Origin of the sequence: Rhodococcus sp. WS3 (assembly GCF_003797085.1) — a bacterium.
In the GTDB taxonomy this organism is placed as follows: domain Bacteria; phylum Actinomycetota; class Actinomycetes; order Mycobacteriales; family Mycobacteriaceae; genus Rhodococcus_F; species Rhodococcus_F globerula.
Map to the genome: position 1 here is coordinate 154529 of NZ_RKMA01000002.1, position 23430 is coordinate 177958.

General features: G+C 62.3%; 23 protein-coding genes. 17 read left to right on the forward strand and 6 right to left on the reverse strand.

Annotated elements, in window-relative coordinates:
- Positions 1 to 26: 26 nt before the first annotated feature.
- Genes EEB13_RS14885 through EEB13_RS14895 form a run of 3 tightly spaced genes read right to left on the reverse strand, consistent with a single transcriptional unit; the run spans position 27 to position 3656 of the window.
- Positions 27 to 1388, reverse strand: a complete 1362-nt coding sequence (locus EEB13_RS14885) for a metallopeptidase TldD-related protein (protein ID WP_141485660.1) — start codon at positions 1386 to 1388, stop codon at positions 27 to 29.
- Positions 1385 to 2911, reverse strand: coding sequence for a TldD/PmbA family protein (locus EEB13_RS14890; protein WP_141485661.1), 1527 nt, complete (start codon positions 2909 to 2911; stop codon positions 1385 to 1387). The genes EEB13_RS14885 and EEB13_RS14890 overlap by 4 nt, the downstream gene beginning before the upstream one ends.
- A gap of 4 nt (positions 2912 to 2915) precedes the next feature.
- The gene (locus EEB13_RS14895) at positions 2916 to 3656 is read right to left on the reverse strand and encodes a TSUP family transporter (RefSeq protein ID WP_267951586.1); all 741 of its coding nucleotides are present in this window, start codon (positions 3654 to 3656) and stop codon (positions 2916 to 2918) included.
- 87 nt (positions 3657 to 3743) lie between these two features.
- On the opposite strand from EEB13_RS14895, the gene EEB13_RS14900 reads away from it, so the two are divergent.
- From EEB13_RS14900 to EEB13_RS14980, 17 genes are all read left to right on the forward strand, one after another.
- Positions 3744 to 4907, forward strand: coding sequence for a sensor histidine kinase (locus EEB13_RS14900; RefSeq protein ID WP_179300727.1), 1164 nt, complete (start codon positions 3744 to 3746; stop codon positions 4905 to 4907).
- A gap of 286 nt (positions 4908 to 5193) precedes the next feature.
- A complete protein-coding gene (locus tag EEB13_RS14905; RefSeq protein ID WP_141485662.1) occupies positions 5194 to 6621 on the forward strand; it encodes an aromatic ring-hydroxylating oxygenase subunit alpha in 1428 nt (475 codons plus the stop codon).
- Positions 6622 to 6624: 3 nt separating this feature from the next.
- A complete protein-coding gene (locus tag EEB13_RS14910) occupies positions 6625 to 7212 on the forward strand; it encodes a 3-phenylpropionate/cinnamic acid dioxygenase subunit beta (RefSeq protein ID WP_141485663.1) in 588 nt (195 codons plus the stop codon).
- Complete coding sequence (locus EEB13_RS14915) at positions 7209 to 7520, forward strand: hypothetical protein (protein WP_033231990.1); 312 nt, start codon at positions 7209 to 7211, stop codon at positions 7518 to 7520. Before EEB13_RS14910 ends, EEB13_RS14915 begins: the two co-directional genes overlap by 4 nt.
- Positions 7517 to 8299: a 3-(cis-5,6-dihydroxycyclohexa-1,3-dien-1-yl)propanoate dehydrogenase gene (gene hcaB, locus EEB13_RS14920; protein WP_045067801.1), complete on the forward strand. Its 783-nt coding sequence runs from the start codon at positions 7517 to 7519 to the stop codon at positions 8297 to 8299. The genes EEB13_RS14915 and hcaB overlap by 4 nt, the downstream gene beginning before the upstream one ends.
- Positions 8300 to 8338: 39 nt before the next feature.
- Complete coding sequence (locus EEB13_RS14925) at positions 8339 to 8536, forward strand: ferredoxin (protein ID WP_033231992.1); 198 nt, start codon at positions 8339 to 8341, stop codon at positions 8534 to 8536.
- On the forward strand, positions 8533 to 9735 hold the full coding sequence (locus EEB13_RS14930) for an NAD(P)/FAD-dependent oxidoreductase (RefSeq protein ID WP_141485664.1): 1203 nt from the start codon (positions 8533 to 8535) through the stop codon (positions 9733 to 9735). The genes EEB13_RS14925 and EEB13_RS14930 overlap by 4 nt, the downstream gene beginning before the upstream one ends.
- The gene (locus tag EEB13_RS14935) at positions 9735 to 10454 is read left to right on the forward strand and encodes a class II aldolase/adducin family protein (protein WP_219112810.1); all 720 of its coding nucleotides are present in this window, start codon (positions 9735 to 9737) and stop codon (positions 10452 to 10454) included. The genes EEB13_RS14930 and EEB13_RS14935 overlap by 1 nt, the downstream gene beginning before the upstream one ends.
- 996 nt (positions 10455 to 11450) lie before the next feature.
- Entirely contained in the window at positions 11451 to 12698 is a 1248-nt protein-coding gene (locus EEB13_RS14940; RefSeq protein ID WP_187328563.1) for an ABC transporter substrate-binding protein, read from the forward strand.
- A 93-nt stretch (positions 12699 to 12791) separates the two neighbouring features.
- Positions 12792 to 13673 (forward strand): branched-chain amino acid ABC transporter permease, encoded by an 882-nt coding sequence (locus EEB13_RS14945; RefSeq protein WP_033231997.1) that lies wholly within the window; start codon positions 12792 to 12794, stop codon positions 13671 to 13673.
- Positions 13674 to 13676: 3 nt separating this feature from the next.
- The gene (locus EEB13_RS14950; RefSeq protein WP_052683551.1) at positions 13677 to 14801 is read left to right on the forward strand and encodes a branched-chain amino acid ABC transporter permease; all 1125 of its coding nucleotides are present in this window, start codon (positions 13677 to 13679) and stop codon (positions 14799 to 14801) included.
- The gene (locus tag EEB13_RS14955) at positions 14798 to 15601 is read left to right on the forward strand and encodes an ABC transporter ATP-binding protein (protein ID WP_045067796.1); all 804 of its coding nucleotides are present in this window, start codon (positions 14798 to 14800) and stop codon (positions 15599 to 15601) included. The genes EEB13_RS14950 and EEB13_RS14955 overlap by 4 nt, the downstream gene beginning before the upstream one ends.
- Positions 15594 to 16370 (forward strand): ABC transporter ATP-binding protein, encoded by a 777-nt coding sequence (locus tag EEB13_RS14960; RefSeq protein WP_045067795.1) that lies wholly within the window; start codon positions 15594 to 15596, stop codon positions 16368 to 16370. Before EEB13_RS14955 ends, EEB13_RS14960 begins: the two co-directional genes overlap by 8 nt.
- Positions 16370 to 16942: an NADPH-dependent FMN reductase gene (locus EEB13_RS14965; RefSeq protein ID WP_172935546.1), complete on the forward strand. Its 573-nt coding sequence runs from the start codon at positions 16370 to 16372 to the stop codon at positions 16940 to 16942. Before EEB13_RS14960 ends, EEB13_RS14965 begins: the two co-directional genes overlap by 1 nt.
- Before the next feature lie 2 nt (positions 16943 to 16944).
- Positions 16945 to 18087: a hypothetical protein gene (locus EEB13_RS14970; RefSeq protein WP_033231999.1), complete on the forward strand. Its 1143-nt coding sequence runs from the start codon at positions 16945 to 16947 to the stop codon at positions 18085 to 18087.
- A 14-nt stretch (positions 18088 to 18101) separates the two neighbouring features.
- On the forward strand, positions 18102 to 19667 hold the full coding sequence (locus EEB13_RS14975; protein ID WP_141486173.1) for a long-chain-fatty-acid--CoA ligase: 1566 nt from the start codon (positions 18102 to 18104) through the stop codon (positions 19665 to 19667).
- Positions 19664 to 20443, forward strand: coding sequence for an IclR family transcriptional regulator (locus EEB13_RS14980; RefSeq protein WP_033232001.1), 780 nt, complete (start codon positions 19664 to 19666; stop codon positions 20441 to 20443). Before EEB13_RS14975 ends, EEB13_RS14980 begins: the two co-directional genes overlap by 4 nt.
- Before the next feature lie 160 nt (positions 20444 to 20603).
- Here EEB13_RS14980 and EEB13_RS14985 read toward each other — a convergent pair whose 3' ends face one another.
- The 3 genes from EEB13_RS14985 to EEB13_RS14995 form a co-directional block, all read right to left on the reverse strand.
- On the reverse strand, positions 20604 to 22043 hold the full coding sequence (locus EEB13_RS14985; protein WP_187328564.1) for an ABC transporter substrate-binding protein: 1440 nt from the start codon (positions 22041 to 22043) through the stop codon (positions 20604 to 20606).
- Positions 22044 to 22493: 450 nt separating this feature from the next.
- On the reverse strand, positions 22494 to 22862 hold the full coding sequence (locus EEB13_RS14990) for a nuclear transport factor 2 family protein (RefSeq protein WP_141485668.1): 369 nt from the start codon (positions 22860 to 22862) through the stop codon (positions 22494 to 22496).
- Entirely contained in the window at positions 22859 to 23428 is a 570-nt protein-coding gene (locus EEB13_RS14995; RefSeq protein WP_051730321.1) for a VOC family protein, read from the reverse strand. The genes EEB13_RS14990 and EEB13_RS14995 overlap by 4 nt, the downstream gene beginning before the upstream one ends.
- Positions 23429 to 23430: the final 2 nt, after the last annotated feature.

Here is a 23430-nt window from a genome sequence, read left to right on the forward strand (position 1 = left end):
CCAGAGTGGGTGGGAGGGAAACGTTTCTATTGCGCCGCGCTGACCGACGACATGTGGAAGTCGGGAATGCGCAACGGTGGCATGGCGGTGCGGGTGAACCAGTCTTTCCATTCGCGGGGGAGCGTGATCTCGGTGCGTCCGGCTTCGGTGACACGGCGCAGGAGATCCAGCGGGCTCTCGTTGAAGCGGAAATTGTTGACCGCGCCGACGATCGTGCCGTTCTCGATGAGGTACACACCGTCGCGGGTCAACCCGGTGAGCAGCAGCGTTGTCGGATCTACCTCGCGGATGTACCAAAGTGTGGTGAGGAGGAGACCGCGTTCGGTTTTCGCGATCATGTCCTCGATGCCGGTGTCATTGCCGCCGGTGAGGATCAGGTTGTCACCTGGCACGGCAACGGGTCGGTCGAATTCGCGGGCAGCATGACGCGGATACGCGAGGGCTGAGATCGTGCCGTCTTTGATCCAGTCGACACGATCGATGTCCATACCGTTGTCGAAGAGCGAGATGGATTCACTCGACGACGTGGTGACCACAAACGGCGCGGATTTCAAGCCGTCGGCGTCCGGGTTCGAGGTCAGTGTCAATCCCAGTGTTCCGAGGGTTTCGCCGATTCGCGTGCCACCTGTCCTCGACAGTGCGGTGTGGCCCTCCTCGGCTCCGCGGCCTTCCATGGTCCACATCAGGTAGATCATGAGGTCTGCAACCGCGGACGGCGGAAGAATTGTTTCGTACCGTCCAGCCGGCAACGCGACCGAGTTTTTTGCCCAATCGAGACGAGTAGTCAACTGGGACAAGAGATCGGGTATGGAGATGTCGCTGAAGTCGACCGTCCCGGATCCGACCCAGGCGCTGGCGTCGCCGCGTTTGCCGTTGATCTCGACTGAGCCGGTGGGCTGAACGGTGCGGCGGCGAAGGCCGGTAGAGGTTCCGAGCCACGTGGTGTGCAGTTGATGATGCGCAAAGCCGAACAGTTGATCTTGTCCGTCGAAACCGGCGGAGAGGTCGGCAGCAAGGCGGCTGAAGACAGCGATGTCGGTCAGCGCAGGGCCGGATTCCCATTCGGAATCTGCTGGACCTGCCGGTACAAGGTCGGAGGCGTCGTCGGCGGGTGTTGCACTTCGGGCGGCGTCCTCGCTTGCTTTCACGACGGTCTCGATCTGCGCGGGATCGACGCTGCTGGAACTCACCGTCCCGACACGGGCGACGTCACCGTCCCGAACGATCGAGATGACGGTCCAGGTCCGTGACAGTGAGACACCGTTCGTGGTCATGGAGTTGTTGGCCCACCGCAACGACGCTTCGCTGGCGTCGGTGACGATGACGATCGACTCGTCGACAGTGCGCGCAGCCAACGCGCGTTCCACTACCTGCTGCGCCGTGATCACTGCTGGGCCTCCGAACGGGTGTTGAGGATATTGATACCGCGGAACAAAGCGGACGGGCATCCGTGACTGACGGCGGCGACCTGTCCAGGTTGGGCTTTACCGCAATTGAATGCGCCGCCGAGTTTCCACGTCGACGCTCCGCCGACAGCTTCCATCGAGCCCCAGAAGTCGGTGGTGGTGGCCTGGTAAGCGACGTCGCGGACCTGGCCGTCGAGTTTGCCGTCCCGGATTTTGAAGAACCGCTGACCCGTGAACTGGAAGTTGTAGCGCTGCATGTCGATTGACCACGACTTGTCTCCGACGATGTAGATGCCGTCCTCGACTCTCGAGATCAAGTCGGCCGTCGACGTGTCGGTCTCCGGATCGGCGGAGAGGGAAACGTTGGCCATGCGCTGGATGGGAACGTGGTGCGGCGAATCGGCGTACGAGCACCCGTTGGAGCGCTCAAGGCCCAGACGCGGGGCAAACGCGCGGTCGAGTTGATATCCGACCAGCGTGCCGTCTGCGACCAGGTCCCAGCGCTGGGCGGCGACGCCGTCGTCGTCATAACCGACGCTGGCCAGTCCGTGTGCGACGTTGCGGTCAGCCGTGACGTGCATGATGTCGGTGCCGTACTTCAGTGTGCCGAGCTTGTCGGGGGTCGCGAAGGAGGTGCCGGCATAGGCGGCTTCGTATCCGATTGCCCGATCGTATTCGGTTGCATGCCCGATGGATTCGTGAATGGTGAGCCACAGGTTGGTCGGGTCGATCACCAGGTCTGTCGGGCCAGGTGTGACCGACGGCGCCTTGACCTTCTCGGTGAGCCACTGCGGGATCTGCGCCAGCTCCTCAGCCCAGTCCCACGTGCTACCGGTGCCGAGATACTCCCAACCCCGCGCGACCGGCGGCGCCAAAGTACGCATCGACTCGAAGCTGCCCGCTGATTTGTCGACGGCTGTTGCCTCGATTTCGGGATGCAGTCGCACCCGTTGCTGGGTAATCGACGAGCCCGCCATATCGGCGTAGAACGTCTGCTCCTTGACCTGGAGAACCCCAGCGGTGACGTGGTCGACGCCGTCGGACGCCTGAAGTCGGCCCGAGTAGTCCAGGAGAAGATCGACCTTGTCGGACGTCGGAGTGGTGAACGGATCTATCTCGTACGGAGACACCCACGTGGCGTCGGCGTAGATCGGTTCGTCGGCAAGAGTCACCGGATCGCGATTGAGTGATCGCAACGCCCTCGCCACCTCGACGGCTTGTCGTGCCAACGACGACGCAACAGCGGGTGACACCTCGGCGTGGGAGGCAAACCCCCAGGTTCCGTCCACGATCACGCGGACAGCCACTCCCACTTCGTCGCTGTCCGAAACCGATTGAACTTTGCCGTCGCGCAACCGGATCGACTGAGTGAGCAACCGGTGCACACGTACATCCGCGTGCTCGGCTCCGGCGGCGCGCGCTGCGGACAGCGCGGCGTCCGCTACTGCCTTCAGAGGGAGGGCGAGGAAATCTGCATCGACATCTCGGGTGACGGTCACCGTCATGACGCTAGCCGAACTGCTGCCACCCCAGGCGAATCACCATGGCAATCACAACAACCAGCAGTGTGATCCGGACAAAACCGGAGCCTTTACTCAGTGCCATACGCGAACCGACGACCGCGCCGAGAACATTGCACACGGCCATCGCCAATCCCAAGCTCCACCACACATGGCCGGTGACGGCAAAGTACGTCAACGCGCCGAAATTGGAACCGAGATTGATGACCTTGGCCATCGCCGCGCTGCGGACGAACTCCGTTCCGAGGAACGTCGCGAAGCTGATGATCAGGAACGTGCCCGTGCCTGGGCCGAGTAAACCGTCGTAAAGCCCGATGAGTCCCGCTGACAGCAAGATCACCAGAGCCGATTTGCGTTGAGTCGGGCGGTGCGTGGCGAGCGTCGTACCCAGGCTCGGACGCATCGTGACGAACACGGCGACGGCCACCAGGACAACCATCACGATCGGAATGAAGTACTTTTTGTCGATCAACGACACTGCCGCCGCGCCACACGCTGCAGTAATCGCGGCCAGGATCGCCGCCGGGATTAACTGTCGCCATTGCATCGGAATTCGGCGTGAGAACGTCCACACCGCAGCGCTGGTCCCGGTGAACGCGGTGAGCTTGTTGGTAGCCAATGCGGCCTGCGGCGTCAACTGGGGTGCAACCAGGAACAGTGCCGGCAGCAGAATCAGCCCGCCGCCGCCGACAACGGCATCAACCCATCCGGCCGCCGTCGCCGCCGTCATGAGCAGGCCCCAGTCCGCAATATCCACGGCGGTGACTCTCTCACAGAGTGAGCGGTGATGCGGTGACGGTGTGGGAGTCTTGATCGCATGAGGAGGTTCAGCCTGTGGCTGCGAGGCAAGCCGATGATCGCCGACGGCGCGTTGGCGTTGCTGTTCTTTGCCCTGGAGATCGTCTCGTACATAGGCTCTGAGCGCGAGGAACATTGGCAACAGCTGGCGCTCGGATTCCTGATCTGCCTTCCCGTCCTCTGGCGTCGTAAGTACCCGCGAGTGTCTGCGGTGGCGATCCTCCTGATGTCGTTCACCAGTACTTTTCTCATGTGGATGAGCGGGAATGCATCAGTCGAACATCCCGGGTTGCTGGCGTTAGGCGTAGCTCTCTACACGCTGGTCGTGTACGTGGACCGGCGCACCGCCGCGATTTACCTCGGCTTTCTCCTCATCGACTCGACTCTGGCGATACTTGTGGTGCGAACAGACATCGTCCTGGATCTCATCGTTACCGCAATGCTGTTCGCCCTGGCTTGGATCAGCGCCGAATTTGTCAGTGCCAGACGCGCGTATGACGAAGAAGTGGCGGCACGTCTGGAGGTGGCCGAATACGACCGCGACCGCCGGGCCGAGGAAGCCGTTGCCGCGGAGCGGACCCGCATCGCGCGCGAATTGCACGACGTCGTTGCCCACGCGGTGAGCGTGATGATCGTCCAAGCCGACGGGGCGAGCTATGCCGTCGACACGAATCCGGCGCTAGCGAAGAAAGCGCTTGGCAACATCTCGAGCACAGGGCGAGACGCGCTGGCAGAACTACGACGCACGGTCTCGCTGTTGCGCACCGAAGTCAACAACGAGGCGATGCCGCAACACGGTTCTGCGGGCATCGCGAAGGTTGTGGAGATGATGCGTGCGACGGGTTTGAACGTACGACTGGAGTTGACGGGCGAACTCGACGACATCACGCCGTCCGTGAGTTTGGGTATTCACCGGATCGTTCAGGAGTCACTGACCAACGTGCTGCGTCACGGTGGTGACAGTCCGAAAGCGCGAGTTACCGTGCGCCGCACCGACACCGCAGTCCTGGTGGAAGTCATCGACAAGGGGATGGCGACGTCTGCTTTCACAGGTGGTTCCGGCAACGGCTTGGTCGGAATGCGTGAGCGCGTCGCAGTTCTGCAGGGAACTCTCGAGACCGGTCGACGCCCTGACGGCAGCTGGCGTGTGTACGCCGAGCTTCCCCTCGCGATCCAGGATTGACCGACCGGGCCAGGCGCGGTTTCCGACTTCCGACACGGCTGAAGTTGTCCAGGCTCACCTGCACAACGTGACGCGACGGGTTTCGCATTCAACCGGCCTGGCCGGTGCATTTGTGCTGCTTGAGCACCACAATACCTCTGGTGAACAGACCATAATTCTTCTCTGCGGAGATTCGAGTCCGCGAAGCTGAACGAACCGTGCGGTGAATCGACGGTTGACATCGCTCCTTCCTGAAAGCAGAATAACTTTCTGTACATCAGAAAAAACTATCGAAATGAGGCTTCTCATGCGTGACGCGGATGGCGTTATAGCGAACGTCCGACGAGGCATGCTCCCTGCGCACATCTACAACGACGCAGAGGTTTTCGAGGCTGAGAAGGAGCGGCTGTTCAGCCGTGCATGGATGTTTGTTGCGCACGAGTCGGAATTGCCGCAGGTTGGCGACTACGTTGTGCGCCGCGTCATGGAGAATTCGTTCATCGTCAGCCGTGACCAGTCCGGCGAGATCCACGCGATGTTCAACATGTGCCTGCACCGCGGTATGCAGGTATGCCGCGCCGAGCAGGGCAATGCCTCGCACTTCCGTTGCCCCTACCACGGCTGGTCGTACAAGAACGACGGCCGCATCGTCGGTATGCCGTTCCACAAAGAGGCATACGGCGGCGAGGAGGGCTTCGCGCGTAAGGGACAGCGACTGCTGCCGGCGCCCAGTCTGGGCATCTACAACGGGCTGATCTTCGTGTCGATGGACCCGGACGCCGAGCCGCTGGAGGACTTCCTCGGCGACTTCAAGTTCTACCTCGACTACTACACCAAGCAGAGCGCGAGCGGCGTCGAGGTTCGCGGACCCCAGCGCTGGCGAGTCAAGGCCAACTGGAAGATCGGTGCCGAGAACTTCGCCGGCGACATGTACCACACGCCGCAGACCCACACGAGCGTCGTCGAGATCGGCCTGTTTCGCGAGCCGAAGGCGGAAAAGCGTAAGGACGGCAACACATACTGGGCGGGCAAAGGCGGCGGCACCACGTACAAGCTGCCCCCGGGAACCTTCGAAGAGAAGATGAACTACGTGGGCTACCCCGACGAAATGGTCGAGCGCATGAAGGAGCAGTGGTCCCAGGAGCAGGTCGACGTCATCGGACGCGACGGTTTCATGATCTCGGCCGCTTCGGTCTTCCCGAACATCAGCCTGGTTCACAACTGGCCGAAGGTCGCTGAAGGCGACGACGTCCTGCCCTTCATCTCCATCCGGCAGTGGCAGCCGATCAGCGCCGACGAGACCGAGGTCCTGTCCTGGTTCGTCGTAGACAAGGAAGCCCCGGCGGAGTTCAAGAAGCTCTCCTACAAGGCCTACCTGATGTGCTTCGGCTCCAGCGGCATGTTCGAGCAGGATGACGTCGAGAACTGGGTTTCTCTGACCAACACTGCCGGTGGGTCGATGGCTCGCCGCCTGCTGCTCAACGGCCGCATGGGCATGCTGCACGACGACAGCCCGGTAGTGCAGCCATTGACGGAGGACGAGTTCTGCGGTCCCGGCGTGGCGCACGTCGGCTACGGCGAATACAACCAGCGGCACCTTCTCAACGAGTGGGCCGACTATCTGGAGAAGCCGGCGCCGGTGACGGAGAACATTCACGTCGGTGCTCCCAATGTCGATGGTGAGTGCAGCAGTGACACGGCAGCGCAGTGCAGCAGCGAGAAGGCGGAGGTATAACTCATGAGCACCTACATCCCCATCGACTCCGCCAGCTCCCCGCTGGGTCAGGCCGCGTCGAAGACCACCGCCGTTGGCTCCTCACTGGCATTCGACGATCCGCGGCACCTGACCGCGAATCGCTGGCTCGTGGAGGAGACCTACATTCTCGATCGACAGGACTACGACGCCTGGCTCGATATCCTCGCCGAGGACATCCATTACTTCATGCCGATCCGCGTCACCACGGCGCTGGGAACCGGCTATGACACGGCCAAGGACATGGCGCACTTCGACGAGGACAAGTACTCGTTGAGCCGTCGCGTCGCGCGTTTCGACACGGGCCACGCGTGGGCAGAGGATCCGCCCTCACGACTGCGTCACCACCTGTCCAACGTCCGCACCTTCGCGACGGAGAACGAGAACGAACTCGTCGTCGAGTCGGCAGTCCTGTTGTTCCGCAGCCGCGGTGACGTGCTGGAGCCCTCGCTGCTCTCGGTTGGTCGCGTCGACCTGCTGCGTCTCGAGGAGGACGTCTGGCGCCTGGCCCGTCGGCACATCGCCGCCGACGAGTCGGTTTTGCGCATGCAGAACTTGGCGGTCTTCCTGTGAAGCTCGCCTGGGAGGGTGAAGCCGAGGACGCCGCAGCGGCAGCCCGGGCGAGTTCCCGGCTCGGTGTGCTGCAGGACCAGCGCGACGGTGAGACCATCGTCGTCGCAAATGAGTTCGCCGACATGCGAATTTCGAAGGTCCACACCCGCAACGGCGTTCGGCTGCTCATCGAATCGCCGAAGTCCGGCCAGTGGATCACTCTCGACGCTCTCGAGCTCGAAGCGCTGACGTGGCAGAACGAAACCACGCTGTCTGCGATGGTCGGGAAACCGTTCCAGTCGCTCCTCGGCACCGAGGACGCCTCGTGACCGGCTGGCTCGACGGTAAGCGTGCGCTTGTCGTCGGGGCGGGCTCCGGCATCGGGCGCGGTGTGGTCGACGCCTTCCTCTCCGAGGGCGCCAAGGTCGGCGTCCTCGAACTCGACACTGCCAAGTGTGAGGCACTTGCGGCCGAGCACCCCGAGGTCGAAGTTGTGCAGGGCGACGCCACCAAGGCTGCCGCGAACCAGACTGCGGTCGCTGCCGTCGTGGATCGCTTTGGCGGCCTGGATATTCTGGTGAACTGCGTCGGCGTCTTCGACTTCTACCGCAAGCTCGAGAGCATCGACGCCGACATGCTGGATCAGGCGTTCGACGAGATGTTCGCGATCAACGTCAAGTCGCACCTGCACAGCGTCAAGGCCGCGACGCCGGCGCTGCGTGAGTCGGGTGGGTCGATCGTGCTCACAGAGTCGACGTCGGCCTACTACCCAGGCCGCGGCGGAACCCTGTATGTCGCTTCCAAATTCGCCGTACGAGGATTGGTCACCACCCTCGCGTACGAGTTGGCACCGGACATCCGGGTCAACGGCGTGGCCCCTGGCGGCACCCTGGGGACCGATCTGAGCGGGCTTACGACGCTGGGACTGACCGAGAACCGACTCGACGGTCCGGACCGCGCGAAGGAACTCGCCGGCCGTAACCCGTTGGGAGTCGCACTCTCCGGCATCGACCACGCGTGGAGCTACGTCTTCCTCGCCTCCGACCGATCACGCGGCATTTCCGGCCGCGTCGTCCACTCGGATGGCGGCATGGGCATCAAAGTTTAAGAGTCGCACCGCGCGACCTACCGAAAGAAGAACTTGGAAATGGCAATCCTCAAAGCGAACCTCGAACTGTGCCAGGGCTATGCAAACTGCGTGGTCGCGGCGGACGACGTCTACGACATGGACGACGACGGCCTCGTGGTGCTGCTCAAAACCCGGGTGGACGAGTCCGACCGCCAGCGCGTCGAGACCGCAGCGAAGAGCTGCCCCGCCAACGCCCTCTGGCTGGAGGAAGAGTGAGCGGCGGGGTTCTTGTCGTCGGCGGCTCGGTCGGCGGTATCCGTACGGCCCGGGCGTTGCGCAATGAGGGCTACGCCGGGGCGGTAACAGTCGTCGAGGCCGAGCCGCACTTGCCGTACGACAAGCCGCCGCTGTCGAAGGTTCCGCTCGACGGCGACGCGCACGTGCCACTGCTCACCGCAGAGGAGGCACGAGAGCTCGACATCGAACTCAGGTTAGGCGCTGTCGCAATCGAAGTGCGGGCGCAGGCCAACCAGCTGGCACTCGCCGACGGCACAGTTCTCGACTACGACGAGCTGGTGATCGCTACCGGTGCCGCGGCTCGGCCTTCGCCGTGGAGCGGCCCTGGTATCCATGTACTTCGCACTCTTGCGGACGCTCGCGCGCTGCGCGAGAGTCTGCACGGCGCGAACCGTCTCCTCATCGTCGGTGCCGGGTTCATCGGTGCGGAAGTCGCGTCACTCGCGCGCAAGCAGGGCATCGACGTCACGATTGTCGATCCCGCGCCTGTCCCGATGGCCCGTATTGTCGGCACTGAACTGGGAGAACGCCTGTCGGACCTGCATCGGGTGCATGGTGTGGAGGCCAAATTCGGCACCACCGTCAGCGCACTCGACTGCGTAGACGACAGTCTGCGCGCGACGCTTTCCGACGGCTCAGAATTTCCCGTCGACGCTGTCGTGGTGGGAATTGGTGCGGTTCTGGAACTCGGGTGGTTGGAGTCGTCAGGCCTGACGCTCGACGACGGTGTCGTGTGTGACGAATACGGCCGCACTCCCGACTTTGCGAACATCCACGCTGTCGGTGACATTTCGAAGTGGTACCAACCGCGGCTCGGCACGTCGGCGCGGGTCGAACACTGGACCAACGCTGTCGAGCAAGCAAACACGGTGGCCCACAACATTGTTCACTCTGATGATCTGCTCGCGCACGACCCGGTGGCCTATGTGTGGAGCGATCAGTATGACTGGAAGATTCAGTTGTTCGGAACCCGTGACGTTGCGGCAGACCCGCTAGTGGTGGAACAGTCCGACCCGCTGCGTTTGGCAGCGATCTGGCAGGACTCCGAGGGCCGGGCAAGCGGCGGTTTTACCGTCAACTGGCCCAAGGCGTCGGTCCAGCTGCGGCGGACTATCGCTGCCGGCGGACCCGCCGATGCGGTGCACGCGCAGCTTTCGACTCCGGCGGTGAAGCGATGATGTCCGGGGAATTGGATGAACTACGGCATCTGGTGGCGGAGGGCTGCCGAGTTTTGGCGGCTCGTCAACTGGCGCCCGGCATTCTCGGGCACATCAGCTACCGGATCGACGAGACCAGGCTGCTGGTTCGGTGCCGCGGCGCCCAAGAGCGCGGGCTGGCGCACACGACGCCACAAGATATTCGGTTGGTCGAATTGACCGGTGAGCCAGGCGCTCCCGGCGAACTCGACGGCTATACCGTGCCGTACGAGCTGCCTCTTCACAGCCGGGTTCTCATGCGTCGCCCCGATGTCATGTCGGTGGTGCACGCGCACCCCGCCAACGTAGTGGCGGCCGATCTCGCCGGGCTGACAATCCTGCCCATTGTCGGCGCCTATGACATCCCGGGGGCCGTGCTGGCACATGGGGGAGTGCCTGTATTCCCCAGGGCCGCTTTGATTCACAACTCTGCGCTTGGCGACGATGTCGCTGATTCCCTGGGCGAGCGGCCAGTGGTCCTCATGCGCGGACACGGACTCACGTCCACCGGCACCTCGGTGCAGGAGGCGGTTCTTCGCGCAATCTCCGTCGACACGATCGCGTCACTGTCGTTGTCCATCGTCTCGGCGGGCGGCACGTTGAAACCGATCAGCGCGCAGGACCTGGCCGACCTGCCGAACCTGGGCTCCAGTCTCAATCTGGGTGCCTCGTGGCGCCACGAGGTGTCCCGACTCGAATAGAATCGCCAAGATCCCTCGCCGGTGTTCACACCGGTGGGGGCTTCTTTGGATGGGCTGAATGCTCACGAAAGCCCCTATTGCCCCGACATCGACGTAGGGCCGTCACGCTCAGAGTCGTCGTGGTTCGGCAACAGACCAGTCGCGCCGCCCTGGCTTCGAGCTTGGGTTGTGTTCGTCGAATTGTCGACTGAATTCTCGAGGGGTACGCGATATCGAAATATGTTGCAGTGAAGTCTATTTCTAATCTCGATATCAAAGTCACAAGAGGCTGGACAGTCAATAGCCGTAGATCCGGCAGATCAGTTCAACTCCGGAAGTTGATAGTCCCGATTCGGCGCTCCGATCCGTGGCCCTGAATGGGAAGGAGGTCGCCTGCCTCGCTCGTTGGCGGGTGGCGGCATCGATCATGCTCGATGACAACCGGTTTCGGAGGGAGTGATCGGAGGCTTCCGACTTCACCTGATCGCGGGCGAGCGTGAGCGGAACACTCTCCGGGAGGTGCGCGTTTCGAATTCGGGCAGCAGTTGACTGTGTATCGACCGACTGGCCAGAGGGGCGTCGATGTAGGGGCAGCCTCGATCAAGGCTGTTACTCGCATTGAGGCAGCGACAGTTTTTGTATGCAGAAGGGCGCCATATTGCGCGGTATATCGAACAATAGGGAAAGATTGTGTACAATTCCGCCAGGGCTGGATCTTGGCGCACCCTGTTTTGATCCTGGTCGGCAAATGGCCTGTGTCACGGACTGGGTAGCTGGAACCGGCTCGGCTTCGGCGTTGATCCAGCCGCGTGGATTCTGAGTGCCTCATCTGCTTGTTCGGCAGAAGTAGTCTCTGCACAGAGAAATTAAACTCTATTTCTGCTGCTTAAAAGATTTACGTTCTAAGCTTAGCGATCGATAGATTGCCCTTGACTTGGCGCCATGTATGCCTGTTCAATGCTCAGGACCACAGTTTCAATGTGGGTCAGGTCACAACCCCGAAGGGACGTACTGAAGATGTTGAGGAAAGCTGCTCCAGCCCTCGCAATTGCCACGATGCTCGCGTTGACTGCTTGCGGCGGGTCGGCCAGTGGAGACTCCGCAAGTGCGGATGGGGTCAAGACCGGAAAGGGCGTCAGCGACAGCGAGATCAATCTTGCGATCCTCACCGACTACTCCGGGCCACTTGCCCAGCCCGCAACCTCGGGTTCGATCGGCTTGGAAATCAAGCTGGACCAGGTCAACGCCGCGGGCGGGATCTGCGGGCGTCAACTCGTCCTGCACAAGATGGACACCAAATACGACCCTCAGGTCACCACTCAGCAGTATCGCGCCATCGCGAACAAGGTTGTGATGATCCCGCAGCTGATCGGTACGTCCTCGCTGATGGCGGTCAAGGACAGCATCGCGAAAGATGACCTGCCGACCTTCTCGGCATCGCTCAACACAGCAGCGCTCAAGCTCGAGGATGTCGCGATCTACACCCCGCCCTTCGAGGTCGAGCTGATCAACGGCCTGGTCTGGGCCGCGCAGAAGGCGGGTGCAAGCGCTACCAACCCGCTCAAGGTCGCCGTCGTCGCACCGGCGGACGAGTACGGCACGGGATACGCAGACTCCGTCAAGTTTGCCGCGGAACAGATCCCCGGCGTCGAGGTCGTCGCCAGCCCGACGTACAGCCCCGCTGACAACGACTTCACCGCTCAGGCCACCGAGTTGAAGAACTCCGGCGCCACGGTCGTGATCCTGGCCAACACCATGGCCCAGACCGCGGGGCTGGTGGGACAGTCCGCCCAGCTCGGTTATTCGCCGCAGTGGATCGGTTACTCGGGCGCCTGGAACGCCGCGCTGGCAAAGCCGCTGGCCGGCTTGACCGACAACTTCTACGTTTCGGCGAGCTACGGAGCGCTGAACGATGACGTTCAGGGCATCAAGGACATGAATGCCGCTCTGGCGCAGTACGCGCCGAACGAGAAGCCGAGCAACTTCCAGGTTGCCGGTTGGTTGAGCGGCACTGCCACCGCGGCTGTGCTGGAAAAGGCCTGCGCGAACAAGGATCTCACCCGTGAAGGTGTTCTGGCCGCGATGCAGGATCTCGACATCGACTTCGGTGGCATCCTGCCGACAGTCAACCTCGGTACCGGCGACTCGATCGTCAGCTACCAGAGCCGGATGAACACCGTAAATGCCGATGGTCTGCTGATCCCCACCACTGACTGGGCCGAGACCGATCAGGCTCGCGCCTGGGGCGAGGCAAACGGTTTCTGATCGACGCACTTCGGCGCCCGTTACAGGGCGGCGGCGGGCGCCTTGGCGGCGCATCAGGACAATTATTGTTCGACTAAAGGAGTAGAAGGGGCTATGGCGCTCTTCTTGCAGCTCGGCTTCCAGGGGATAGCCCTAGGAATGGTCTACGGACTGATCGCCCTCGGGTTCGTGATCATGTACAAGGGCTCACACACATTCAACTTTGCCCACGGAGAGATCGTGGCGCTAGGCGCCTACACGGTGCTGGCCTTGATGGCCTTCATGCCCTGGGGGCTGGCGTTCCTCTTCGCGGTCGTCATCATGGTGGTTCTCGCGGTCCTGATCGAGGCGGTCTTCTTGCGCCGCATGGTCGGAAAATCTGTTACCACCGTGGTTCTCGCGACGCTGGGTATCTCGATCATGCTTCACCAGGCGATCTTGATGATCTGGGGCGTCGGCACACATGGCTCGGCCGGTCCTGTCGGTTCAGGCACGGTGACTGTCGGCTCGGTAGTGCTGCCGTGGAGTGGCATTGCGACAATCGGCACCTCCGTGGTGGTTCTCGCGGGGCTGGCCTATTTTTTCCAGAAGACACCGTACGGTCTGGCGCTTCGTGCGACCGCCAGTCACCAGGAAGCGGCACTGGCGCAGGGAATCGATGTGCGACGGATGTTCGCACTCTCGTGGGGACTTGCGGCGTTCCTTGCCGTGGTGGCCGGTGTCTTCTTGGCGTCGTTCCCTCGGGTTGTGTCTCCGGCATTGGGTATCGTTGCGCTGCTTGCTATTCCCGCGATCGTGATCGGCGGCATGGACTCGCTGGTAGGTGCGATTGTCGGCGGCCTGATCGTCGGACTGATTCAGGTGATGGGTTCTTACTACCTGTCGGACATCGGGGGCGGCCGACTCCATGAGGTCTTGCCCTACATCGTCATGTTTGCCGTGCTGGTGGTCCGGCCCTACGGACTCTTCGGCAGTAAAAGCATTGAAAGGGTCTGACCGATGACAACAACTCTCGAACCCGCACCCATCGACGACGACACCGCAGGTGTTCCCGCCGAAGTCGTGCGGACCAAGAAGCGAAGCACGCGGGTGTGGGTTGCCGTGTGGGTCGTGGCGATGCTCGTTGTGCCGTGGGTGGTGCAGTCCGATCTCTGGATGGGCGTGGGAATCTTTGCGCTGATCGCGGCGGTCGGCGCACTCGGCATGCAGGTCATCACCGGATTTGCCGGTCAGATCTCGATGGGCCACGCGGTATTCATGGCGATCGGCGCTTACACCTCGGCCTGGCTCGGAGTCGACGAGGGACTCCCAGTCTGGGTGTGGTTGCCCGCAGCCGCTGTAGTTGCCGGACTCGCCGGTGGGGTGGTCGCTCCGGCGGCAGTCCGAATCCGCGGGCTCTACCTGGCGGTTGCGACGTTGGCCCTGATTTTCATCGGCACCTATGTCTGGGAAACCTGGACCAGCCTGAGCGGCGGAGTCAATGGTCGGACGGCCCCTGCGGTGGAGATCAACGGGCAGGACCTGCTGGACGGCTACTGGTCGTCGGGAGGCGAGGAGATCCTGACCTCGTTCCAGGCGTGGTGGTATTTCGCCCTGGCAGTGCTGCTCATCGTCACTGTGCTGACGTGGAACCTCAAGCGTTCGCGCCTAGGTCGCGCCTTCATGGCGGTCCGTGACCGGGACATCGCGGCGGGCGTTGCCGGCATACCTGTGACCAGAACCAAGGTCGTGGCCTTTGTCATCTCTTCGGCGTTCGCCGGTGTCTCCGGTGCGCTGCTCGTGTCCTACATGGGCTACTTCACGCCGAGTCAGTGGACGATGATGGTCTCCGTCGACTTCATCGCGATGGTTGTCATCGGTGGTATGGGCACGGTCGCGGGCGCGATCCTCGGCGCATTCTTCATCAAGGCGATGCCTGAGATGGTGAATGTGCTGTCGCCGTACCTTCCGTTTGTCTCGAAGGACGCGAGCGCCGACGGCGGCGTTACCGCGCCTCTGCTCTCACAGTTCTTGTACGGCCTTGTGATCGTGCTGGTCCTCATCTTCGAGCCCAAAGGATTGCTCGCGCTCTTCAAGCGGCCCATCGACTGGATCCGAGCCCGAATCTCCGGAGGTAGCAAATGAACTCGCTGGTCATCGACAGCCTCAGTGTCCGCTACGGCGCAGCCTCGCTGGCCCTCGAGGATGTGAGCCTGACGGTTCCCCAAGGCCAGATCGTCAGCCTCCTCGGGCCGAACGGTGCGGGCAAGTCGACGCTGATGCGGGCGGTGTCGGGTCTGCTCGGCGTGCACGGCGGCACCGTTGCCTCGGGCAGGGTCGAACTGCTGGGCAACGACGTCACCAACGAGCGCTCGTCGAAGCGCGTGAAACTCGGCCTCGCGCAGGCCCTCGAGGGTCGACAGGTGTTCCCTGGACTCACCGTTGCCGAGAATCTCGCGAGCGGCGCTTTCGTCCGTCGCTATCGCAAGGCCCAGGAACTCGAAGCGCGTGAGCGGGTGCTGCACCACTTCCCGCGTCTGGGTGACCTGATGCAGCGCAAAGCCGGTTACCTCTCGGGCGGAGAGCAGCAGATGCTCGCGATCGGTCGGGCGATGATGTCCCAGCCGAAGGTGCTTCTGCTCGACGAGCCGAGCCTCGGCCTGGCACCGAAAATCGTTGCTGATGTCCGAGACGTGATCGTCGACATCAACAAGGAAGGGACCTCCATCCTGTTGGTGGAACAGAACGCGGCAATGGCGATGGCAATTGCGCAGTACGGATATGTCCTCGAAGGTGGCCGCGTCGTCAAGGAGGGCAAGGCGGAGGACCTGCGCGGCGACGCAGAAATCGCAGAGCTGTACCTGGGTGCTTCGGCAGTGGGCGCAGCTGAGCCGCCGGCACAGGCCACGGGAATCGATACCGAAGGGGTGATCCAGCATGTCTGATCCGCGTGCCGATCTGTTGGAGATCAACGATCTGTCCCTGAGCTTCGCCGGGGTAAAAGCCATTGACGGCGTAAGCTTTTCGATCGCCGAGGGCGAGCTGTTCTCCGTCATCGGCCCGAACGGTGCGGGCAAGTCCTCGCTGTTCAACTGCATCTCCGGTGTCTACGCACCACAGTCCGGTTCCGTGCGCTTCGCGGGAGCCGAAATCCTGGGCTTGCAGGCTCACAAGATCGCGAAAAAGGGCATCGCCCGGACCTTCCAGAACGTGGAGGTCTTTCCCGCGATGACGGTGCTGGACAACCTCTTGCTTTCGCGGCACAACGCGATGCGCGCGGGAGCCTTGGAGAACATGCTGTGGCTGGGCCGCGCAGCGCGGGAGGAGAAGGCCGCGGTGGAAAAGGTTCGTGAGGTCGCTGCGCTGATGAACATCGAGCACCTGGCAGACACCCCTGTCGGATCACTACCGCACGGCACGCAGAAGCGCATCGAGTTGGCGCGGGCACTTGCGATGGAACCGCGGCTGATCATGCTCGACGAGCCCGTCGCCGGCATGAATCACGACGAGTCCGCCGAGATGACGGAAACCATTGTGCAGGTGAACCGAGATCTCGGCGTTGCCATTTTGCTCGTCGAGCACGACATGAAGATGGTCATGGGCATCTCGAACCGCGTCTGTGTTCTCAACTTCGGTCAACGAATCGCCCTCGGCAAGCCCGCCGACGTTATCCGCGACGACGCTGTCGTCGCGGCCTATCTGGGAGCTGCATGATGAAAGACGGAAAATTTGTAATCTGCGCGATTGCAGGCAGTCTCCGCGCAGACTCGTGGAATCGCAAACTTCTCGAGGCGACGGCGGCAATGGCGCCGGACGACGTCGAGGTGCGGATCACGAAGCTGCTGGGCGAGATCCCGATGCTCAACGAAGACGATTTCGGTAACGAAGCGAACAGCGTCCATGCGCTGCGCGCCGAGGTCGAAGCCGCTGATGCCCTGCTCATCGCGACACCCGAATACAACGGCGGCATCCCTGGTGTTCTGAAGAACGCACTCGACTGGCTCTCACTTCCACTCGGACGCTCGGTGCTCGAGCGTAAGCCGGTGGCGCTGATGGGCGCGACGCCTGGCCGCCTCGGCACAGCGCGCAGCCAATTCGAACTGCGTCACACCTTCGTCTTCTCCCGGTCCCCAGTGTTGCCCGGGCCGGAGATTCTCCTCAGCTTTGCCCCCAATCACTTTGACGAGCAAGGCAGATTGACGGATCCCATCGTCCTCGAGCGGGTCGAGTTGATGTTCACGCACCTGAAGAAATACGCAAGTCTCAACGAATACGAGGTTGTCTAACCATGACCGGCACCACCAGCCCGACCGTCCACAAGGAATTTGTCAGCAGCGAGTCACCAGGCGCTAAGCGCGCGGGTGCCGGCGGCTACCCGTGTCAGGGCATTTATTACACGCCGGCCGGTAAGAAGCCGCGCATCGCAATGATCGCTACGCATTACCAGATCGATTTCTCGGAGCACTACATCGCCGAGTTCATGGCTGCGCGAGGTATTGGATTCCTGGGTTGGAATACTCGCTACCGCGGTTACGAGGAACTGTTCAATCTCGACCAGGCTTTGGTCGACATCGGGGTGGGCGTGCGCTGGCTCGAGGAGCACGCAGGTGTGGATCAGGTTATCCTGCTCGGCAATTCCGGAGGCGGCTCGCTGATGGCGGCCTACCAGGCGCAAGCGACCTCGCCGTGCATCCGTCCCGCCCGCGACATGGAACCCGCAGTGGGAATCAACGACCTCATCCCCGGAGCTGCCTACATCTCCCTCGCCGCGCACGGCGGTCGGCCCGACGTGCTGACCGCGTGGCTGGACGCAGCAGTCGTCGACGAAAACGACCCGACTCTGACCGACCCCGAACTTGATCTGTTCAACCCCGAGAACGGTCCGCCGTACTCCGCGGAGTTCATCGAGCGGTACCGCGCCGCGCAGGTTGCCCGCAACCACCGGATCACCGCATGGGCGCAGGAAGAGCTGGCCCGGATTACCGCCGCGGGTTACAACGACCGGCACTTCGGAGTCCCGCGTACGTGGGCTGACCCCCGGATGGTGGACGCGACGCTCGAGCCCAGCAGTCGGCCGGCAGGCGAGTGCTACCGCGGCCCGACTTCGGTGGCCAACCGCGAGGACCGCGGCATCGGTGCCGGGAGCACGCTGCGGAATTGGCTACACATGTGGAGTCTCGAAGAATCGCAGTGCCGTGCGGAAATGCACATGGAGAAAATCACGGTGCCTTCGCTTGTCATCAACCCTGACGGGGACTCGGGTGTGTTCCCGAGCGACGCGGACGCGCTGTTCAATGCCCTCGCGAGCGAGGACAAGTCGCGCAAGGACCTGCCCGGTGATCACTATTTCCAGGAGCCCGGGGCCCGCGCCGCCGTTGCCGATGTGATGTGCGAGTGGATTGCGGACCGTTTCCCCAAGGCGCAGTGGTGAATACGAGCGTGGACATGGACGACCTGACGCGTGCCCGCCAGCAGCACTGGGTCAGTCAGGTTGCGCGGCATGCATTTGAGCGCGGTGAACAGACGGCCGTCGTCTTCGGCGACCGCCGGATTACCTGGGCAGATCTTCAGCAGCGAGTGGATTCCGTCTCCGCCGCCCTCGCCGAGCGCGGCGTGGCGCACGGGGACCGCGTTGCTTTGCTGATGGGCAACCAGGCCGAGTACATCGAGATCATGATCGCCGCCAACCGGATCGGCGCTATCGCCGTGCCGATCAACTTCCGGCTGAGTGTCGGCGAGGTGGCGTTCACGCTCGACAACAGCGGGGCCGTCGTTCTTTTCGTGGACGAGCAGGCGAGCGCCACCGGGATCGCTGCGGCCGCGCAGGCCGCGGGTCCGGTTCAGGTCTTCCAGGTCGGCAGCGAGGGCTCTGACGGCGCATCGGCGTACGACGTTCTCCTCGCACATTCCGGTTCGGGCGGACTGGTCGCGGCGATCGACGAGTGCGAACCAGCGCTGCTCATGTACACGTCGGGAACCACCGGACGGCCCAAGGGCGCCGTGCTGACGCATCGCAACTTGGCTGCGCAGTCGGCCACGAACGTGATGGCGTTCCGGTTCGAGATGTACGACGAGGTAAGCCTGTGCGCCGCACCGCTGTTCCACATCGGGACTCTTGGCCTGGTGGCGCCGGCGATTCTGATGGGCGCCACCATGGTTGTCCTTCCGAGTGTCTCGTTCAACGCGGGGGCACTCCTCGACGTCGCGGAATGCGAGCAGGTCACTTCGACATTCCTCGTACCGACTCAGTGGCAGGCGGTCTGCGACGAGCAGGAGCGGGCGCCGCGCGATCTGTCTCGGCTTCGCGTCAGTTCCTGGGGCGCAGCGCCTGCCACCGATTCGCTGCTTCGCAAGATGAGCGAGGTGCTTCCCGGTGCGTCGAGCATTGCGCTGTTCGGGCAGACCGAGATGTCCCCAGTGACATGTGTGCTCGAGGCCAAGGATTCTCGCCGTAAGTTGGGTTCCGTCGGACGCCCGGTACCCGGTGTCTGGGCACGCATAGTCGACGAAAACATGGTGGATGTGCAACCCGGTGAGGTCGGCGAGATCGTCTACCGTGGGCCGGGACTGATGACCGAGTATTGGAACAACCCGGAGGCAACGGCGCAGGCCTTCGCCGGAGGCTGGTTTCACTCCGGTGACCTGGTACGCAAGGACGCCGAGGGCTTCATCTACGTCGTAGATCGTGCGAAGGACATGATCATCTCCGGCGGCGAGAACATATATTGCGCCGAGGTAGAGAATGCGCTTGCCGGTCACCCGGGCATCGCCGAGGTTGCAGTGATCGGCCAGGTTCACGAAACATGGGGCGAGACCCCGGTCGCGGTGGTCGCACTGAAACCGGGTGCGGCGGAGTTGACCATCGAGTCGCTGCGCGCCTGGGCAGGGGAGAGGTTGGCGCGCTACAAGCTTCCGACCAGCCTCGTGCTGGTCGATATGCTGCCGCGAAACGCGTCCGGCAAGGTCACCAAGAATGTTCTGCGCGCTCCTGCCGTTACGCTACCTGCGTGACCGCAAAGGAAGATACAACTGCGAACCGACCGCAGTACCCGATCGAGTCTGTCGACAACGCCCTGCGAATCCTGCTGCTGCTGGGCGAGCGTCGCAGTATCCGGCTGACCGAGGTGAGCGAGTACCTTTCGGTTGCCTCGTCGACCGCGCACCGACTGCTGGCGATGCTTCAGTACCGCGGATTCGTCCGTCAGGTCGAGGGTTCACGGGCTTACGAACCGGGCCCCGCCCTGACGACGATCGCGTTCGCGGTCCTGCGCCAAACAGACGTCAGGGCCCGTGTACATCCAGTGCTCGAACGGCTTTCGGCCAGCCTGGGTGAGACGGTCCATCTGGCCCGCCTCGACGGGAACACGGTGACCTTTGTGGACTCGGTCGAGAGTGCGCGAGCGGTGCGCGTGGGGTCCCGCATGGGGATGACCATGCCGGCGCACTGCACATCGTCCGGCAAAGCGCTGCTCGCTACGCTCGATGACCGTGCGGTGCGCGAGCTGTACCCCGATGAGAAGCTGAAGGGCCTTACGTCACACTCGATTACCAAGCGGTCGGCGCTTCTGCGCCAGCTCGCGGAGGTCCGCCGGGTCGGGTTTGCCACTAGCAACGAAGAGTCCGAGGATGAAGTTACGTCGGTGTCGGTCTCGCTCGGCGAGTACGGCGGGGCGCGCTACACGTTGAACGTGTCCACGCCCAAGAGCCGGATGTCCGACGTGACCCGTGAAGAGATCGCCGCCGCCCTGGCCCAAGCAGTAGACGAGGTTGCAGCATTCTTCCTGTGATCTCTGCACGGAGTGAATCTTCCTGCGCAGCAGGGTAGACCAAGGAGTGCAGCCCCGCCGATCCAATCGATCGGCGGGGCTATTTTTTGTGATCATGACCAACCCGGCCCTGCCACTTTGCTTTTCGGCAAAGGTGACAGGGCCCGCGAAAGGTTACGGCCTAGTCCGAGATCCAGACCTTGTCGAAGAGCGTCAATCCATCCATGCCCGACTTTGCGTCGTGGACGTTAGGTGCCCAGGTAATGAAGTTTGCGCCCGAACCCAAAGGCAGGATCGGCACATCCTCGTTGAGGATCGTCTGCATCTTCTCGAATCCAGCCCGGCGCTCGTCTTCTGTGCCGGCAGTTTGAATCTGAAAGATCACTTCATCCATAGTGGGATTGCTGTAGCCACTGACGTTTTGACTGGATCCAGTCGTGAGCAGGCCTTGAAGGCGCAGGAGCGGGGCGGAGTCGGGCACCGCTGTGCCGGCGACGCTCACGTCGAAGTCATGGGTGACATAAAAAACTTTGGCGATGTCGTTCTTTGTTGCATTGGGCTGGATTTCGACTTCGAAGCCGACATTTTGGAGCAGCGACTGCATCGCCAACGCCAGGTCGGTCGATGCTGGATCTGACAGCGCGGCGAACGTCAGTTTTCCATCGTATCCGTCTGCTTTTGCCTCATCGACGAGCTTGCGAGCGGCCTCGATGTCCGGAGTAGGGCCCGGGATCGACCCATGCATAGTGGACCACTCCTGGAACATTTCGAGTCCCGGCGAGTTCAGGCCCTTCCTGGACCGTTCATTGATCACGGTGGGGTCGATCGCTTTCGCAATTGCCTGTCGGACCCGGATATCGTGCGCCGCACGACCTTCCCTGATATTGAGAAGTCCGTTGTCGACCATGCTTACCGGCTCGTAGTAACCGGGGAAATCGGCCCGCATCGTGTCGATGGCCTCGCCTCCCCTCAGATACGCCATCTGCACCTCGCCAGCCTTGAGCGCGTCGACCATCGGCTGCTCGCCTTGAAGGTCTACAAACTTGAGTTCGCCAATTCGCGGCTTCCCGCCCCAATAGTCTTCGCGTGGCGCAAGAACGAGTTCAAATCCGGGATTGACGGACTCAACAGTGAATGGGCCAGCTCCGATCGGTTCGACAAATTTCCCGTCTCTGAACGAGTCGGAGTGGGTAATCATGCCAAAACCTGAGGTCAGGAGGGTCGGGAAGTCACTCCACGGATTCTTCAGGTTATACGTCACGGTACTCGGGTCGGTCGCCTCGACAGACCGCACGTTCGCCCGGAACTGATCGCTGTTCGTGGCATTGCCCTCGGTCATACGATTGGTGCTGGCAATAACGGCCGACGCGTCCAGAGTGTCGCCATTGCTGAACGTGACCCCGTCACGAAGTCTGACGGTCCAGGAGAGTCGATCGGGAGCCTCTGTGATCGACTCGGCTAGCTGAGGCACAATTTCTGCGGATTCTGGATCCCATCGCACCAGGACGTCGTAAATGGCAGCCATTTCCGTACCTCCGAGCCAGGCAGACGTCCTGCCCTTGATCGGGTCAAGGGTATTGGTCAGCGAATGCGATGCATAAGTCAAAGTCGCACTTTCCATAGCGCGTCCCTCATCCGACTGCTCGCCAATCACCCCAGCCCTCACGAGCTTTGGCGCGCCAGTGCCATCCGATGAGCCGGCGGAGGACGCGCATCCGGCGGCTAGGAGCCCGCAAGTCGAAATGAGGGCCAAGGCGGTAAGCGTCCGCCGATAAGTTATTCGCTTCATTGCCATCCTTCGGAGGGTGTGTCTACAGACCTGACTGCGCGTTCACGCTGAGGCTGGGAATTGGATGCCGTCGGCCCCGACGAACCCCAAGGGAGACTCACATCACGTCGAACTTAGCAGAAGTAAGTTCTTTCTGAGAGAAAAATGGGAAGCTGGAGGGGTCGCAGCGGCCTTTTGTGATCTCGGTACCGAATGAATCTTCCTGCGCAGCAAGGCAGGACACGAAACAGCCCCGCCGAGGGGATTGGATCGGCGGGGCTGTTTCGTGTGATCACGTTCTTTTCAGGCAAAGACCTTGCGGAGTTGGCCTGCGTCCAAATACTCCTCGATACGGCGAACCTTTCCGCCGTCGACAAATACCCGGAAGATCGTGGGGACGTTGACGGTCTTGTCCCCGATAGTCGCCCGGATGACGTGTTGACGCAGGAAGCCGTCCTCGAGGACAGTGCAGCGCGGGTTGTCATAGTGGAACTCGTCGTAGCGCGTGGGAATGCCGGAGAGGATGCGCAGATTGTCCTCACGGGACTGCTCGGCGTCGTCCCAGTTGTGCCAGATTTTCACGTCCGAGTGATAGATCTTGTCGAGGACGGCGACATTGCCGAGAACCAGGGCTCCGAACATCTTGTCGGCGAGATCGAGCATCTCGCTCATTTGGCGGCGCCAACCGGGGTGCCGAGGCCGCCGTCGGCGGTCCGGGGCGCGTGCTTGACGTCGTCCTCGCGCAATTCGCGAGTCCAGGCCGCGAACTCGAGCAAGATCCCGTCCGGGTCGAAGAAATAGATCGACCGCACGAAGGTCGAGTCGCTCTCTCCGAAACTGATCCCACGCTCAGACATGTCGTGGTTGAGCATCGGTCCGGTCTGGACGCCCTTGGCTTCGAGCTTGGCCTTGTACTCGTCGAACTTGTCGAGCGGGATCTTGAACGAGACGTGATTCATCGAGCCGTGCGCCGACGCGATTTCCTTGCCGATGCCGGGAATGGCCGCGGGCGCCGCGATGCCGGGAGCGTGGGGGGCGGCGTCGGCGAACCAGAAGAACGCGATGAACTGGCCGCCGCCCATGTCGAAGAAGAAATGCTGGCCACCACCAGGCAGGGAGAGCGTCATGGACAGCTTCATGCCCAGGACGTTGGTGTAAAAGTCGACGGTGCGCTCCATGTCCTGGCACACCAGCGCCAAGTGACATACGCCGCCGAGTTCAAATTCTGTATTTGTCATTT

Bases quoted from the DNA above. Each gene is read 5' to 3' on its own strand.
- EEB13_RS14895 (WP_267951586.1), bottom strand. From the start codon at position 3,656: ATGACGGCGGCGACGGCGGCCGGATGGGTTGATGCCGTTGTCGGCGGC.
- EEB13_RS14910 (WP_141485663.1), top strand. From the start codon at position 6,625: ATGAGCACCTACATCCCCATCGACTCCGCCAGCTCCCCGCTGGGTCAG.
- EEB13_RS14925 (WP_033231992.1), top strand. From the start codon at position 8,339: ATGGCAATCCTCAAAGCGAACCTCGAACTGTGCCAGGGCTATGCAAAC.
- EEB13_RS14945 (WP_033231997.1), top strand. From the start codon at position 12,792: ATGGCGCTCTTCTTGCAGCTCGGCTTCCAGGGGATAGCCCTAGGAATG.
- EEB13_RS14905 (WP_141485662.1), top strand. From the start codon at position 5,194: ATGCGTGACGCGGATGGCGTTATAGCGAACGTCCGACGAGGCATGCTC.
- EEB13_RS14900 (WP_179300727.1), top strand. From the start codon at position 3,744: ATGAGGAGGTTCAGCCTGTGGCTGCGAGGCAAGCCGATGATCGCCGAC.
- EEB13_RS14985 (WP_187328564.1), bottom strand. From the start codon at position 22,043: ATGGAAAGTGCGACTTTGACTTATGCATCGCATTCGCTGACCAATACC.
- EEB13_RS14940 (WP_187328563.1), top strand. From the start codon at position 11,451: ATGTTGAGGAAAGCTGCTCCAGCCCTCGCAATTGCCACGATGCTCGCG.
- EEB13_RS14995 (WP_051730321.1), bottom strand. From the start codon at position 23,428: ATGACAAATACAGAATTTGAACTCGGCGGCGTATGTCACTTGGCGCTG.
- EEB13_RS14950 (WP_052683551.1), top strand. From the start codon at position 13,677: ATGACAACAACTCTCGAACCCGCACCCATCGACGACGACACCGCAGGT.
- EEB13_RS14970 (WP_033231999.1), top strand. From the start codon at position 16,945: ATGACCGGCACCACCAGCCCGACCGTCCACAAGGAATTTGTCAGCAGC.
- EEB13_RS14960 (WP_045067795.1), top strand. From the start codon at position 15,594: ATGTCTGATCCGCGTGCCGATCTGTTGGAGATCAACGATCTGTCCCTG.
- EEB13_RS14975 (WP_141486173.1), top strand. From the start codon at position 18,102: ATGGACGACCTGACGCGTGCCCGCCAGCAGCACTGGGTCAGTCAGGTT.
- EEB13_RS14990 (WP_141485668.1), bottom strand. From the start codon at position 22,862: ATGAGCGAGATGCTCGATCTCGCCGACAAGATGTTCGGAGCCCTGGTT.
- EEB13_RS14890 (WP_141485661.1), bottom strand. From the start codon at position 2,911: ATGACGGTGACCGTCACCCGAGATGTCGATGCAGATTTCCTCGCCCTC.
- EEB13_RS14935 (WP_219112810.1), top strand. From the start codon at position 9,735: ATGTCCGGGGAATTGGATGAACTACGGCATCTGGTGGCGGAGGGCTGC.
- EEB13_RS14955 (WP_045067796.1), top strand. From the start codon at position 14,798: ATGAACTCGCTGGTCATCGACAGCCTCAGTGTCCGCTACGGCGCAGCC.
- EEB13_RS14965 (WP_172935546.1), top strand. From the start codon at position 16,370: ATGAAAGACGGAAAATTTGTAATCTGCGCGATTGCAGGCAGTCTCCGC.